Below are 13,532 nucleotides of genomic sequence, written 5' to 3'. Positions count from 1 at the left end.
AAGGGAAGTAGAGAGATGCACCATGGATGGCTGCTGATCGGGTTGTCGCTCGCCTATCTGGGCTTGCTGTTCCTCATCGCCTATGTGGCGGACAAGAACAAGCGCCGTCGCCCCAAGGGGCAGCCTCTGCTCTACAGCCTGTCGCTGGCGGTCTATTGCACCTCCTGGACCTTCTTCGGCACCGTGGGCCAGGCCAGCGAATCCCCCTGGTCGCCGGTGCCCATCTACCTGGGCCCCATGCTGGTGTTCCTGTTTGGCTGGCGCCTACTGGCCCGCCTCATCCTGGTGGCCAAGCGTGAGCACATCACCTCCATCGCCGATTTCATTGCCGCCCGTTATGGCAAGTCTCAGCGCCTGGCCATGGTGATCAGCCTCATCGCCGTCATGGGGATACTTCCCTATCTGGTGCTGCAGCTCAAGGCGATCGTCACCGGGCTCGATCTGCTGATGGCCAACAGCACGGGGGTCAGCCCCACCAGCAACATGGCGGAGCTGGCGCTGGGGGTCACCCTGCTGCTGGCCCTGTTCAGCATTCTGTTCGGCACCCGCAACCTGGATGCCACCGAGCACCACAGGGGCATGGTGGTGGCCATCGCCTTCGAGTCCGTGGTCAAGCTGCTCGCCTTCATGGCAGTGGGGGGCTTTGCGCTCTGGCTCATCATCGCCAGACCGAGCGAGGCGCGTACCCTGGTGGCGGGCGACTTCCTCGATGCGGTGGTGGCGGTGACGCCGGGCAGTCTGCTGGAGCTCGCGATCTACACCCTGATCGCCATGTGTGCCGTCATCTGCCTGCCGCGCCAGTTTCACGTGACCGTGGTGGAGAACAACCAGGGGCAGGATCTGCATTGGGCCCGCTGGATCTTCCCCCTCTATCTCTTCCTGATGGGGCTCTTCATCTGGCCGCTGGCGCTGGCAGGCAAGCAGTGGGTCGGGGCAGACATGGCCTCGGACACCTATGTGATAAGCCTCCCCATGTCCCTCGGATTCGACGGCATGGCGATGCTGGCATTTCTCGGCGGTACCTCGGCGGCCACCGGCATGGTGATCGTCTGCACCATCGCCCTGGCCATCATGGTGAGCAACGATCTGGTGTTGCCGGTCCTGCTGCGCCGGGTCTGGCAACAGGGGCGGGACGAGCGCCTGATGCGGTTGCTGCTGCAGGTGCGTCGGGGCGCCATCTTGCTGATTTTGCTGGCGGCCTGGGCGCTCTATCTCTGGCTCGGGGATCTCACCAGTCTGTCGCGCATCGGTTATCTTTCGTTCGGGGCCGTGGCCCAGTTCGCACCGGCCCTGCTGCTCGGCCTGTACTGGCGTCATGGCAATCGCAAGGGCGTCTATCTCGGGCTCGCCCTCGGGGTCAGCCTCTGGTTCGTGACCCTGCTGGCGGAGAGCGGACTGCTGGCTGGCTCCCCCCTCGAAGCCCTGCTGGCGCCCCCAGACTGGCCGGCGGTGCGGGATCTGAGTCTGGGGGCCTGGTGCCTCTTCCTAAGTCTTCTGCTCAACCTCGTCGGCTATGTGGCGGGCTCCCTGCTGTCACGGGCGGCGGTGAGCGAGCGGCTGCAGGCAGCCAACTTCGTCGGCAAGACGAGCCGGGATACCTCGGCGCTCTATCATGCGCGGGTCTCGGTGAAGGAGCTGGAGATGCTGGCGGCCCGTTTCGTCGGTTCCAGCCGCGTCAAGCGGGCCTTCGGCCGCTTCGCCGGCGAGCGGGGAGGCACCCTGGCGCCCCAGATGCAGGCCTCGGCGGAGCTCATCGCCCACACGGAGCGACTGCTGGCGGGGGTGTTCGGTACCTCGTCCGCCCGACTGGTGCTGGCCTCCGCCCTGCAGGGACGCAACATGCAGCTCGAGGAGATCGCCACCATAGTGGACGAGGCCTCCGACATGTTCCGCTTCAACCGCGGCCTGTTGCAGGGGGCAATCGAACACATGGGGCAGGGGATCTCCGTGGTGGACAGGGAGCTCAGGCTGGTGGCCTGGAACCGACGCTACATCGAGCTGTTCTCCTATCCCCCCGGTCTCATTCAGGTGGGCCGTTCCATCGAGGAGATCATCCGCTACAACGCTGGACAGGGGTTGTGCGGCCAGGGAGACATCGAGGCCCAGGTGGCGCGGCGGGTTGCCTTCATGAAGCGTGGTAGCCCCCATGTCTCGGCGCGGGAGCGTCCCGATGGCCGAGTCATCGAGATGCAGGGCAACCCCATGCCTGCGGGGGGCTTTGTCATGACCTTCACCGATATCACCCCGTTCAGGGCGGCGGAGCGGGTGCTGCGGGAAGCGAACGAGCACCTGGAGGCGCGGGTGGCCGAGCGCACCCACGAGCTCTCCGAACTCAACCGCCAACTGCTGCTGGTAAACCAGCAGGTGGAGCGGGCAAATCAGTCCAAGAGCCGGTTCCTTGCGGCGGTGAGCCACGACCTGACCCAGCCGCTGAACGCGGCCAAGCTCTTTACCTCCTCCTTGCTGGAGATGCTGCCCCCGGAGGACGAACCGGCTCGCATCGCTCGCCACATCGACGACGCCCTGGGGGCGACCGAGGATCTCATCACGGATCTGCTGGACATCTCGCGCCTCGAGGCGGGCAAGTTCAAGGCGAAGAAGCTCGATTTCGCCCTGAGCGATGTGCTGGACAATCTCAAGGCGGAATTCGGCGTGCTGGCCCAGGCCGGTGGGATCCAGTTCTCCGTGGTGGAGAGCCGCCTTGCGGTCTACAGCGATGTGCGCTTGCTGCGGCGGGTGTTGCAGAACTTCCTCACCAACGCATTTCGCTACAACCCCGGCGGTCGGGTGCTGCTCGGCTGTCGCCGCATGGGGGATAAGGTGCGCATCGAGGTGTGGGACAACGGCCCCGGCATCCCGGAGGGCAAGCAGGAGGCGATCTTCGACGAGTTTTCCCGCCTCGATCACTCCCGCACCGCCAGGGAGCAGGGGCTTGGCCTCGGGCTCGCCATCGCCCGCGGCATCTCGCTGGTGCTGGGTCATCAGCTCTCCCTGCGCAGCTGGCCCGGAGCGGGGTCCGTCTTTGCCATCACCCTGAACCTCGCGACCCGGCCCGTCATCCCCAGCCAGGTGACGACCCCGGCCCTGCGAGACAGTCAGCTGGAAGGGGTCAGGATCCTCTGCATCGACAACGAGGAGGATATCCTCATCGCCATGGCCTCGCTGCTGGGACGCTGGGGCTGCGAGGTGCGCTGTGCCCAGAGCCTGGAGCAGGCGGAAGAGATCATCGGCGGCGGCTTCCTGCCTGCGCTGGTGCTGTCGGATTATCACCTGGATGACGGCAAGACCGGGTTGCAGGCGCTGCACATGATCAGGCTGGCCCATGGCAACGGTATCGGCGGCATCATCATCAGTGCGGATCGCAAGAGCGAGTTGCAGGCACAGATCCGTGAGCACGGCTTCGGCTACGTGAGCAAACCGGTCAAACCTCTCAAGCTGCGCGCCCTGATGAACAGCCTGCTGATGCCGGTTCAGTGACTGGCCTCACAGAATCGAGCATTGACTGAACATTTTCTGGATGCCATCCAGACGCCATGATCGCCGATGATGGCGTCTCTTTCGTTGTTATTTTCAGGTTTTGGTGAAAGTTGAGTCCCTTTGGGTGTCACTTTTGGCAGGTGGCACCCGAGCGACTCTCCTCTATAGTCATTCGGCGATTATTTTTGTCGCAAATCAAGTTGTGCAAAAAGGCAAACCGGATGAAAGTCCGGGACGCAAAGCTTCCGGTCTAAGGGTCTGCGTACCTAGGATAGCGGGGCCACCACAGGTTGTATCGTCCATGGGCCAAGCCATGGTTGCGATGTTGTCTGCGTTACCTGGCAGGTTGCGTTGCCTTTTTCGTTGTTAATTCCAATAACGAAATAAGGAAGTTCAAATATGTTAAGTCCAAAACTTTCCCTGCTGGCGCTTCTGGTCGGGGGGCTTTGCACTACCTCCGCCTTCGCCGCTGCCCCGGGCAAACCCACCATTGGATCCGGCCCCACCAAGTTTGCCATCGTTGAAGTCAATCAGGCCGCTTCGGCCTACAACCAGCTGGTGACCGTCCACAAGGATGGCGCTCCCGTGAGCGTGACCTGGAACCTCTGGTCCGGTGACGTCGGACAGACCGCCAAGGTACTGCTCGACGGCAAGGAGGTGTGGTCAGGCCCGGCCTCCGCCGCGGGTACCGCCAACTTCAAGGTCACCAAGGGGGGGCGTTACCAGATGCAGGTGGCCCTGTGCAACGCCGACGGCTGCACCCTCTCCGACAAGAAGGAGCTGATGGTCGCCGATACCGACGGCAGCCACCTGGCGCCGCTCAATGCGCCCCTCAAGGAGAACAACAAGCCCTACGCCAACAAGTCCGGCAAGGTGGTGGGGGCCTACTACGTGGAGTGGGGTGTCTATGGTCGCAAGTTCACCGTGGACAAGATCCCGGCCCAGAACCTGACCCATATTCTCTACGGCTTCACCCCCATCTGCGGTGGCAACGGCATCAACGACAGCCTCAAAGAGATCTCCGGCAGCTTCGAGGCGTTGCAGCGCTCCTGTGCGGGCCGCGAAGACTTCAAGGTCTCCATCCATGATCCCTGGGCGGCGATCCAGATGTCCCAAGGCAACCTCAGCGCCTGGGATGAGCCCTACAAGGGCAACTTCGGCAACCTGATGGCCCTCAAACAGGCCCATCCGGACCTCAAGATTCTGCCGTCTGTCGGCGGATGGACCCTCTCCGATCCCTTTTACTTCCTGGGTGACAAGACCAAGCGCGATACCTTCGTCGCCTCGGTCAAAGAGTTCCTGCAGACCTGGAAATTCTTCGACGGCGTGGACATCGACTGGGAGTTCCCGGGCGGACAGGGGGCCAACCCCAGCCTGGGCGGCCCGAATGACGGAGCCACCTATGTGGTGCTGATGAAGGAGTTGCGAGCCATGCTCGATGAACTGGAAGCCGAGACCGGCCGCCAGTATGAGCTGACCTCGGCCATCAGCGCCGGCGGTGACAAGATTGCCAAGGTGGATTATCAGGCGGCCCAGCAGTACATGGACCACATCTTCCTGATGAGCTACGACTTCAGCGGCGCCTTCGACCTGACGAATCTGGCCCACCAGACCAACCTCTTTGCCTCCAGCTGGGATCCGGCCACCAAGTACACCACCGACAAGGGCGTCAAGGCGCTGCTGGGTCAGGGGGTGACACCGGGCAAGATAGTGGTGGGGGCGGCCATGTATGGCCGTGGCTGGACCGGAGTGAAGAACTACCAGGCCGGCAACCCCTTCACCGGCACCGCCACCGGACCGGTGAGCGGTACCTGGGAAAATGGCGTGGTGGATTACCGCGACATCGTCAACAACCGCATGGGCGCAGGCTGGGAGCAGGGCTATGACGAGTCGGCCGAGGCCCCCTATGTCTTCAAGGCCAGCAGTGGTGACCTCATTACCTTCGACAACGACCGCTCGGTCAAGGCCAAGGGGCAGTACGTGCTGGCGAACCAGCTCGGCGGTCTGTTCGCCTGGGAAATTGATGCGGACAACGGCGACATCCTCAACGCCATGCACGAGGGGCTGGGCCACGGCGAGGGTACGCTGCCGCCGGTCAACAAGCCGCCGGTTGCCAATGCCGGCAGCGATCTGAGTGCCACCGGCCCGGCCGAGGTGACCCTCAACGGCAGTGCCTCCCACGATCCGGAAAACGGGGCGCTGACCTACAGCTGGAAACAGGTCTCCGGACCCCAGGCCAGCCTGCTGGATGCCACCCAGGCCAAGGCCCGTGTGGTACTGGATGCCGTCAGCAGCGACATCAATCTGGTGTTCGAGCTGACCGTGACCGACGATCAGGGGCTCTCGGCCAAGGATCAGGTGGTGGTCACCAACAAGGCGCCGCAGCCGAACCTGCCCCCCGTGGTCAGCGTACCGGCCAGTGCGACCGTCGAGGCTGGCAAGCAGGTGAGCATCAAGGCCACCGCTTCCGACCCCAATGGTGATGCCCTGAGTTATCAGTGGACAGTGCCGGCCGGGCTCAGCGCCACCGGTCTGGACAGTGCGACCCTGGTGGTCACGGGCTCGAACGTGACCAGTGACACGGCCTACGATCTGACCCTGGTGGTCACCGACGGGGCGCTGGATGCCACAGCCGTTACCCGCCTGACCGTCAAGCCGGCCAGTACAGGTGGTGGCTGCGAGGCCAGCGATCCGGATGCGGCCAACCACCCGGCCTGGAGTGCAGGTACCGTCTACAACACCAATGACAAGGTGAGCCACAAGCAACTGGTGTGGCAGGCCAAGTATTGGACCCAGGGCAACGAGCCGAGCCGCACCGCCGATCAGTGGAAACTGGTGAGCCAGGTGCAACTGGGTTGGGATGCCGGAGTGGTCTACAACGGCGGTGATGTCACCAGCCACAACGGCCGCAAGTGGAAGGCCCAGTACTGGACCAAGGGCGATGAGCCCGGCAAGGCCGCTGTCTGGGTCGATCAGGGCGCGGCGAGCTGCAACTGATCTGCCGTGATGAAAAATGGGGCCGAGGGCCCCATTTTTGTCTTGCTGCGTGGTCGGGTGTCTCTTCCCTGTCAGAGGAAAGGCGCACTCGCTTTGTCAAAAAGGCCCGTCAGGGCCTTTTTTCATGGTATGTCACCGGTTCACAGCGGTTTTTGCCACAGGCTGAGCAGCAGATCCTGCTCGAGGGCGTCGGGCCCCTGGTGGGTGAAGGCGTGGCGCTGTTCGCCGCTGGCACGCCAGCCGAGGCGACTGGTCTCCAGAATGTGCTCGCGCAGGCCCTGATCCAGCGCCGTACTGAACTGGGCGCGTTGCTGGGCAACATTGACAAGCCCGGTGAGGGCGGGCCAGCTCAGGGGATGTTCCATGCTCACCGGATTGAGGCTGACGCGCAATTGCCACTGATGGCGAGGGCCTGGCTGCACGTGGAGCAGATAGCCGCCCGGTGCCAGCCAGCTGACCAGGAGTTCCGTCTTGACCTTGAGGTCGTTGACCAGCAGCACCTGGGCCGTGCCAGGCAGCAGCGGGGCGCGCGCCGGGTCGGCGATGACGAACTGGCCTTCCGGTTGCGCCTTGTTGGCGGCGAAGATGGCATTCTTGGCCAGATCGAAACCGCCGACCTGCCAGCCGGGCAGCCGCTCAGCCAGGGCGCGGCAGTAGTACCCCTCGCCACAGCCGAGGTGGACAAGCTCGCGCTCGCCAAGAGGAGCGAGCAGGTTCACCATGGCGTCCACCAGAGGCAGCTGGTGGCCTTGTTCCAGGAAGCGGCGCTTGGCGCGCAGCAGGGCCCGGCTGTCGCTGTCCTTGGGGTTCTTCTTGCCGGGGATGAGGTCCAGATAGCCTTCCGGTGCGGGATCGAAGTGGTGCTTGTTGTCGCAATAGACCCCGCGGGAGGCGGCATGAAGGTGCAGGGGGCTGCGGCAAAGGGGGCATTGAAGGTGCATAGGAGTTCTCTTGGCGAAGGCCATGACGGCGGGCCGTTCGGGATTATAGGGGAGAGGATCGGAAAAGGCTGCCATGGGCAGCCTTTTTATCCAACGGTGCTGTGCGGGCGCCGTCGGCGGAACCCGGTCAGCGGGTACCAAACACCACTATGGTCTTGCCGTGGGCGGAGATGAGCTCCTGCTCTTCCAGCATCTTGAGGATGCGGCCGACGGTTTCACGGGAGCAGCCGACGATCTGGCCGATCTCCTGGCGGGTGATCTTGATCTGCATGCCATCCGGGTGGGTCATGGCATCCGGCTGTTTGGCCAGGTTGAGCAGGGTCTGGGCAATGCGGCCGGTCACGTCCAGGAAGGCGAGGTTGCCGACCTTCTGGCTGGTGTGCTGCAGGCGCTTGGCCATTTGACCGGAGAGGCGCATCAGGATGTCCGGGTTGACCTGGATCAGCTGGCGGAACTTCTTGTAGGAGATCTCGGCGACTTCACAGGCGCCTTTGGCACGTACCCAGGCGGAACGCTCCGGATTCTCGTTCTCTTCGAACATCCCCATCTCGCCCAGGAAATCCCCCTGATTCAGGTAGGAGAGGATCATCTCCTTGCCTTCGTCATCCTTGATCAGGACGGCGACGGTGCCCTTGACGATGTAGTAGAGGGTTTCCGCTTTTTCACCGGCGTGGATCAGGGTGCTCTTGGCGGGATACTTATGAATGTGGCAATGCGACAAGAACCACTCAAGGGTGGGATCGCTTTGCGGTTTGCCAATGATCATGAGACTTCCTCTGTAGTGTCATTTTTATGGACTGTGCGTCCAGGCAAGTTGCCAAGCTTGCCATTCCTTACTCTTTGGTCGCAGTAGAATAAGAGCCTTTGCCTGTGCTGACAAGGCTTTGGGGTTTTGCCGTCCACCGGTGAGCCGCCATCTGCTGCGTCGTCCGGGGCATTCTAGGCAAGAAGAGGAGGTCGGATGTTGATTTCGATCTATTTCCCTTTGGGTCGTCGTCCGTTTCGCAGGAGAGGCTTGTCGCCGCAAAACGGGGCTTTATCGTCGGGAACGGGCAAGATCCTGGCGCATGTGCCACTCGACCCCGGCTTGAGGTATGCTATGGGCGTTAGAACCGTCGTCATTGAGAGGAAAGTGAGAGATGAAAGCCAAGGTCAGCTGGGTGGAAGGCATGAAGTTTGTGGGAGAGAGCGAGTCCGGTCATCAGGTGACCCTGGATGGCGCCAACCCGGGTGAAGGTGCCAGCCCGATGGAGATGATCCTGCTGGCTGTCGGTGGTTGCAGCTCCATCGATGTGGTCTCCATTCTGGAGAAGGCCCGTCAGTCCGTGACCGCCTGCCATGTCGAACTGGAAGGGACCCGCGCCGATACCGTTCCCCGGGTATTTGAGCAGATCCACCTCAAGTTCGTGGTGACCGGCAAGGGGCTGGCGGAGAAGCAGGTCGCCCGTGCGGTGGATCTGTCCATGGAAAAATATTGTTCAGTTTCCCTGATGTTGGAAAAAGCGGTAGAAATTACCCATAGTTATCAAATTCTTGAGGGTTGACCGCTAAAGTTTGTCCCGTCGATAACGCCATGACATAAGGAAAGTGCGATGAAAAAAATGATGATGTTGCTTCCCCTGTTCGGTCTGGCCGCCTGCAGCATGCCGCAGCCGACCCAGTATCAATACAGCCAGTATCAGTGCGGGGAAGAGTTGCTGGCCATCACCTATGATGCCCAGGCCGACATGGTGCAGTTCCCTTATGCCGGTGTCTATCACAAGCTGGGGCGCATCGAGTCGCCCAAAGAGACTGCCAGCTATTCCGACGGGGTGACTACCTTCTCCCGTCAGGACAAGCAGGCCACCCTGGTCAAGAGCGGTGTGACCCAGCTGACCTGCGAGTTGAAGTGACCCTGATGCCGTCACGGCGTGCATGGAAAACGGCCTGCGTGAAGCAGGCCGTTTTTGTTGAAAGAGACATCAGTCTGACGGTAGCGAGCCCAGCAACTGGGCGGCCAGTTGCTGGCTAAGCTGGCCACGGGCTTCCTCTGCGACAGGCACGTCGCTGGCGAGCTGGATGGCGCTGCTCCACACCGCTTTCTGGCTATGCCCGTCGAGCAGCACGACGGCCAGGGTCCCCTTGCGGGCATTGGCGGCGGCGTTCAGGCCAGGTGTCATGCCGAGGCGGGAGAAGATCTCGCCATCGCTCATGTCCTGGCTGCCAGCTACCCCGATGGCGACCCAGACGTCGGCCTCATCCAGGGGAACGCTGCGCCAGCCTTTGCCGTCCAGTTGCCGGATGACGGCCTGCTGTACCGGCTCGAGCCAGGGCGCGGCGCTGTTGCCCGCATACTGGAACTGTTCGGCCAGCGCATAGCGTGGTGTCGCCCCGTAGGTCCAATGCTCCGCCGGGCGAACCACCATGGTGCCCGTTTCGACCGTGGGTGCGGCGGGGCCGGAGCTGCAACCGCCCAGCAGGGTTGCCAGCGTGAATGAGAGAAGTGCAGCGCGCATCGTTAAGCTCCTTGGCTCAGGTGATCTTGCCCGTTTCGATCAGTTGCTGGATCAGGGGGCGCAGGATCAGTTCCATTGCGAAGCCCATCTTGCCACCCGGCACGACGATGGTGTTCATCCTGGACATGAAGGCGCCGTCTATCATCGACAGCAGGTAGGGGAAGTCCACCTGCTTGATGCCCCGAAACCTGATCACCAGCATACTCTCGTCCAGGCTGGGTATCACCTTGGCGCTGAAAGGGTTGGAAGTATCGACGGTCGGCACCCGCTGGAAGTTGATGTGGGTGCGGGAGAACTGCGGCGTGATGAAGTTGATGTAGTCGTCCATGGAACGCACGATGGAGTCGGTTACCGCCTCGCGGGAGTGGCCGCGTTCCGAGGTGTCGCGAATGAGCTTCTGGATCCACTCCAGGTTGACGATGGGCACCACGCCGATGAGAAAGTCCACGTGCCGCGCCACGTTGTGCTCCCCCGTGACCACGCCGCCATGCAGTCCTTCGTAGAACAGCAGATCCGTCTCGCCGGGCAGATCCTGCCAGGGGGTGAAGGTGCCAGGCATCTGGTTGAAAGGCACCGCCTCGTCGAAGCTGTGCAGATAGCGCCGATACTGGCCGGTGCCGCTCTGGCCATACTCCTGGAAAAAGGACTCCAGCAGACCGAAGTCGTTGGCCTCAGGGCCGAAGTAGCTGATATGCCGCCCCTGCTCCCGGGCCTTGCGGATCGCCACGTCCATCTCGGGCCTGGTGTAGCGGTGAAAACTGTCCCCCTCGACCACGGCCGCCTTGTATCCAAGCTGGTGGAACATGGAGCGGAAGGCGTTGGTGGAGGTGGAAGTACCGGCACCGGACGAACCGGTGACCGCGATGATGGGATGCTTGGCGGACATAGAATTCTCTCTTCCTTGGGAGTTCCGTTATAAGGGGTGGCCCAAAGTGCGGTCAAGTGCGCCGTCATCCTCCCGCTGCCCCCACGCTTCCCGGCAATAGCGGTGAACAAGGGCTGCCCTGTGCTCTGGGGACGCCGGAATAGACGCTGCTGGGTGGCGAGCTGGCCATGCGGCCTGATGGTGCGAGTTGGATAGGGGGAGGGCGGGGTGAGCCGCCCGATAAGCCGTGACCGCGTTACGCTTGGGGGAAGTCGTCAGTGGGTGACTTGCTTAAATGAGTCTTTGGGACGACATTGACACTTTCGTGCAGCTCGCTGTAGACAAGCACGGCGCTACCTTGTAGCAATTGTTGCCTGACTGCTTCGACCTTGTCGGTCAGGCTGACATCCTGTTCACCGTATTCGGTGCCTTCTTGCAGCACAAAGTGTTCGAGCAGGTTGGTGAGGGTGTCCGGCTCCAGTTCTTGCCAGGGGATAATCATGATTTCATCTTCACGCAGTGGGTTGCGGATATTGTCGATGTCTGGTCGGCAAGCGCAAGGGATTTGTCTCGTTTTGGACGAGGGGTGCCATGCAATCCATTGACGCACGCCGACCCTCCAGTCAATTCGAACAGCACCTGTTCGATGCCCGCCGCCGCGCCCTGAGCGCCGGTTTGCGCTGGTACTGGGTCATCAATCTCATCGCCCTCGTATTTCTGCTGACCCGCTTCTACATCTATCGGGATGCACACCTGGTACTGGTTGGCAACCTGCCCTGGTCCTACAAATGGCAGCTCTTTGCCATGATAGGTGTTGGCCTGCTGCTGCCGCTCGGGTGGGGCTGGCTCTCCCGTCAACCCCATGTCATCTGGCAGGGGTCCCTGTACGTCTGTGCCCTGGCCTGGGGGCTGGCCTGGGCCATGGTGGGTTACACCATCTCGATCGTCGACTTGAAGGGGGGCTTCAGTTTCATTTTCAACATGGTCAGTCTGTTGCTGCTGACCGGTCTCGTCGCCGCGTATTGCGATGTGCGGCTGTTTTACGCACTGGTTTCTGTCCCCCTGCTGTTCTTGTTGGTGAGAGCCTCATGGAGTCCTGAGCCCTTTGTTCTGGTCAACACCATAGTGGTCGGGGTCTTGCTGGTGGTGCTGGAGACGGGGCGGCGCATGCTCAACGGCTGGTTCGAGCTTGCGGTGTCAAGGGAACACGACAACCTGATGCTGGCAAACAAGATGAATGCCATGGCCAACCGGGATCCCCTGACCGGGATAGCCAACCGTCGCCACTTCGATCAGGCGTGCAAGCGTGCCATTGCGCAAGGCACCACCCTGGATGTGCCGCTCACCGTGATCCTGCTCGATGTGGATTTCTTCAAGCGCTACAACGATCGCTATGGTCATCAGGCGGGGGATGAGTGCCTGATCCTGGTGGCCGAGTGCCTGGAGGAGAGTGTGCGGGAGCCCGGCGATCTGGTGGCGCGCTACGGGGGAGAGGAGTTCGTGGTGTTGCTGCAGGAGACGACGCTGGCCGGTGGCCAGGAGGTGGCGGAGCGCATTCGCGCCACTCTGGCGGCCAGGGCTCTGCCCCATGAGGATTCCGACGTAGCCCCCCACCTCACCCTGAGCCAGGGGATAGCCCAGTGGCGAGCCGGGGAGAGCCTCGTCATGCTGCTCGAGCGGGTCGATGGCGCCCTCTATCAGGCCAAGGAAGAGGGGCGCAACGGTTACCGGCTCGCGCCCTGAGTCTGTTCCCGCAACCACTGGCTGATGCGCTCATCCAGCCAGAAGCGGGGGCGCCAGGGAGAGCCGTGCAGGAAGCCCACGTGGCCGCCCTGGCGGCTCAGCTCGTAGCGCACCAGAGGGGAGAGCTGCTCTGCCGCCGGAATGACGGCATCGGTCATGAAGGGATCGTCGGCGGCGTGAATGACGAGGGTCGGGATGGGAATGCGGGCCAGCAGGCTCAGGCCGGAGCAGGTCTGGTAGTAGTGATCGGCGCTTTCGAAACCATGGAGCGGTGCCGTCACCAGCTCGTCGAACTCCCTCAGTGTGGCGATGCGGGTGATCTGGGCCGGCTGCCAGCGCGCCCGTGCCGCGCTCTGGCGCCGGATCTTGCTTTGCAAGTTGGTTCGCATGGTGCGCAGCAGGTAGTTCTGATAGACCCGTGAGAAGCCCTGATTGACCCGATCGGCACAGCTTGCCAGTTGCAGCGGGGCCGACACTACCACCGCCGCTTTCAATTGTGCCGGGCAGGCCCGCGCCAGCAGATTGACCAGCATGTTGCCCCCCAGGGAATAGCCGATGGCGACCAGGGGGCGGCCTGGAAAACGCCGCTCCAGCTCGGCAATCACCGCCTGAGCGTCCTCGATAGCACCTGAGTGATAGGCCTGCAGCAGCCGGTTCGGCTCGCCACTGCACCCCCGAAAGTGCATCAGCACCGCCTCGTTCCCTTGCCGCTGCAGGTGGGCAAAGAGCCCCTTGGCATAGTGGGAGTGAATGCTCCCCTCCAGTCCGTGGAACACCACCACCAGGGGTTGTTCATCCTGGCCGGGTTCGCCGCTCCAGGCCAGATCGACGAAATCGCCGTCCGGGAGTTCGAAGCGCTCCTGGATGAAGCGGGCAGGCGAGCGGCGCAGCCACTTGGGCAAAATGGTTTGCAGATGGGGGTTGCGCGCCCACCAGGGGGCGTGGAAGTGGCTTTCTGTCAACATGCAGCGACTCGGAAGAGCAAGGAGGAAAAGGGGGCGGCGAGCCCTTGGC

Annotated in this window: 11 protein-coding genes and 1 riboswitch; of the genes, 5 read left to right on the top strand and 6 right to left on the bottom strand. The window is 62.5% G+C overall.

Features of this window, described 5'->3' with window-relative positions; genetic code table 11:
* Positions 1-15 precede the first annotated feature (15 nt).
* Positions 16-3,477, top strand: a complete 3,462-nt coding sequence (locus tag AB5Y53_RS19365; RefSeq protein WP_368182958.1) for a NahK/ErcS family hybrid sensor histidine kinase/response regulator — start codon at positions 16-18, stop codon at positions 3,475-3,477.
* 201 nt (positions 3,478-3,678) lie between these two features.
* Positions 3,679-3,765, top strand: a riboswitch (cyclic di-GMP riboswitch).
* Between the two features lie 111 nt (positions 3,766-3,876).
* Positions 3,877-6,474, top strand: coding sequence for a glycosyl hydrolase family 18 protein (locus AB5Y53_RS19360; protein WP_043152616.1), 2,598 nt, complete (start codon positions 3,877-3,879; stop codon positions 6,472-6,474).
* A 140-nt stretch (positions 6,475-6,614) separates the two neighbouring features.
* On the opposite strand, the gene AB5Y53_RS19355 is transcribed toward AB5Y53_RS19360, so the two are convergent.
* Entirely contained in the window at positions 6,615-7,415 is an 801-nt protein-coding gene (locus tag AB5Y53_RS19355) for a putative RNA methyltransferase (RefSeq protein ID WP_368182957.1), read from the bottom strand.
* A gap of 127 nt (positions 7,416-7,542) precedes the next feature.
* Positions 7,543-8,181: a cAMP-activated global transcriptional regulator CRP gene (gene crp, locus AB5Y53_RS19350; RefSeq protein WP_010673237.1), complete on the bottom strand. Its 639-nt coding sequence runs from the start codon at positions 8,179-8,181 to the stop codon at positions 7,543-7,545.
* Positions 8,182-8,554: 373 nt separating this feature from the next.
* On the opposite strand from crp, the gene AB5Y53_RS19345 reads away from it, so the two are divergent.
* Both AB5Y53_RS19345 and AB5Y53_RS19340 read left to right on the top strand, forming a co-directional pair.
* A complete protein-coding gene (locus AB5Y53_RS19345) occupies positions 8,555-8,959 on the top strand; it encodes an OsmC family protein (RefSeq protein ID WP_010673238.1) in 405 nt (134 codons plus the stop codon).
* 48 nt (positions 8,960-9,007) lie between these two features.
* Positions 9,008-9,307 carry a hypothetical protein gene (locus AB5Y53_RS19340; RefSeq protein WP_010673239.1) on the top strand — a complete coding sequence of 100 codons (300 nt, stop codon included), beginning with the start codon at positions 9,008-9,010 and terminating at the stop codon, positions 9,305-9,307.
* A 69-nt stretch (positions 9,308-9,376) separates the two neighbouring features.
* On the opposite strand, the gene AB5Y53_RS19335 is transcribed toward AB5Y53_RS19340, so the two are convergent.
* From AB5Y53_RS19335 to AB5Y53_RS19325, 3 genes are all read right to left on the bottom strand, one after another.
* The gene (locus AB5Y53_RS19335) at positions 9,377-9,910 is read right to left on the bottom strand and encodes a lipoprotein (RefSeq protein ID WP_043152620.1); all 534 of its coding nucleotides are present in this window, start codon (positions 9,908-9,910) and stop codon (positions 9,377-9,379) included.
* A 16-nt stretch (positions 9,911-9,926) separates the two neighbouring features.
* Positions 9,927-10,796, bottom strand: coding sequence for a phosphoribulokinase (locus AB5Y53_RS19330; RefSeq protein ID WP_010673241.1), 870 nt, complete (start codon positions 10,794-10,796; stop codon positions 9,927-9,929).
* Between the two features lie 235 nt (positions 10,797-11,031).
* The gene (locus AB5Y53_RS19325) at positions 11,032-11,277 is read right to left on the bottom strand and encodes a YheU family protein (RefSeq protein WP_010673242.1); all 246 of its coding nucleotides are present in this window, start codon (positions 11,275-11,277) and stop codon (positions 11,032-11,034) included.
* A gap of 89 nt (positions 11,278-11,366) precedes the next feature.
* Between AB5Y53_RS19325 and AB5Y53_RS19320 the strand changes: the two genes are divergently transcribed.
* Entirely contained in the window at positions 11,367-12,518 is a 1,152-nt protein-coding gene (locus AB5Y53_RS19320) for a membrane-associated sensor domain-containing protein (protein ID WP_368182956.1), read from the top strand.
* Here AB5Y53_RS19320 and AB5Y53_RS19315 read toward each other — a convergent pair.
* Positions 12,500-13,483: a hydrolase gene (locus tag AB5Y53_RS19315; RefSeq protein ID WP_368182954.1), complete on the bottom strand. Its 984-nt coding sequence runs from the start codon at positions 13,481-13,483 to the stop codon at positions 12,500-12,502. The genes AB5Y53_RS19320 and AB5Y53_RS19315 overlap by 19 nt on opposite strands.
* Positions 13,484-13,532 lie beyond the last annotated feature (49 nt).

The sequence above is a fragment of the Aeromonas sp. R7-5 genome (assembly GCF_040908015.1).
GTDB classification, from domain to species: Bacteria; Pseudomonadota; Gammaproteobacteria; order Enterobacterales; family Aeromonadaceae; genus Aeromonas; species Aeromonas caviae.
This window is presented reverse-complemented; position numbering and strand designations above follow the sequence as displayed.